Genomic DNA, 1,044 nt, shown 5'->3' with positions numbered 1-1,044 from the left:
TGTGTAGTGCCACCAGGTTGTTCCGGCTGACAAAGGGGTGTGAGGCCGACAGGGTTGTGGTGCGACCCAACAGCCCCAGACCTCACACTCCATGCATACACACCCCAACGCCCGCCTGACACCGATCGGTCGGGAACGCCTCATTCGCCAGCACCTCGAGGAGGGCAGGAGCCTTGCCCAGCTGGCCACCGACCACGGGATCAGTGAGCGCACCGCCCGCAAGTGGCTGGCTCGCTTCCGTTCAGGCGGGCCAACGGCCCTGGCGGATCGACGGAGTGTGCGCCGCAGCCAGCGGCGGACGCTTGATCCGCAGCAACTGCAGCAGGCCGTGGAGCTCAGGCACCAGCGCTGCACCCTCCGCAAGATCGCCCGACTGATGATGGTGCCCATCACCACCCTGGCCCGGGCGATGCGGCGCCTGGGGCTGAACCGGCTGCGCAACCTCGATCCCAAACCACCGGTGCAGCGGTACCAGTGGGAGGAGCCGGGCGACATGATCCATGTCGACATCAAGCAACTGGCCCGCTTTGAGCGGGTCGGCCACCGGATCACCGGCGATCCGCGCAAGGGCTCCTCACCCGGGGCTGGCTACGAGAAGGTCCACGTGGCCGTGGATGACGCCACCCGTCTTGCCTACGTCGAGGTCCTGCCCGACGAGAAGGGCCCGACCACGGTGGGCTTCCTGAGCCGTGCGGTGGCCTGGTTCAACGGCCAGGGAATCGAGTGCCGACGGGTGCTCAGCGACAACGGCTCGGCCTACAAGTCGCATGGGTGGCGAAAAGCCTGCCAGGCCCTGGGATTGAAGGCGAAGAAGACCAGGCCCTACACCCCCCGGACCAACGGCAAGGCCGAGCGGTTCATCAAGACCCTGCTGGAGGAGTGGGCCTACGTGATGCCCTACGGCAGCTCGGCCGGCAGGAACGAGCTGTTGCCTGCCTACCTGCGGATCTATAACGGCCGCAGGTGCCACATGGCCCTGGGTGGCCTCACCCCCCAACAGCGGCTCGCTCAGCTGCAGGCATGAACAACCTGGTGGGAAAGCAC

Annotated in this window: 1 protein-coding gene; it reads left to right on the top strand. The window is 66.8% G+C overall.

The genetic code is table 11. The annotated features are described in order from the left end of the window. The first annotated feature begins 91 nt into the window (after positions 1-91). Positions 92-1,024, top strand: a complete 933-nt coding sequence (locus tag VB737_RS16940) for an IS481 family transposase (protein ID WP_323243172.1) — start codon at positions 92-94, stop codon at positions 1,022-1,024. Positions 1,025-1,044: the final 20 nt, after the last annotated feature.

This window comes from Synechococcus sp. BA-120 BA3 (genome assembly GCF_034931285.1).
In the GTDB taxonomy this organism is placed as follows: domain Bacteria; phylum Cyanobacteriota; class Cyanobacteriia; order PCC-6307; family Cyanobiaceae; genus Cyanobium.
The sequence above is the reverse complement of the archived record's forward strand: the minus strand, read 5'-3'. Positions and strand labels throughout refer to the sequence as shown.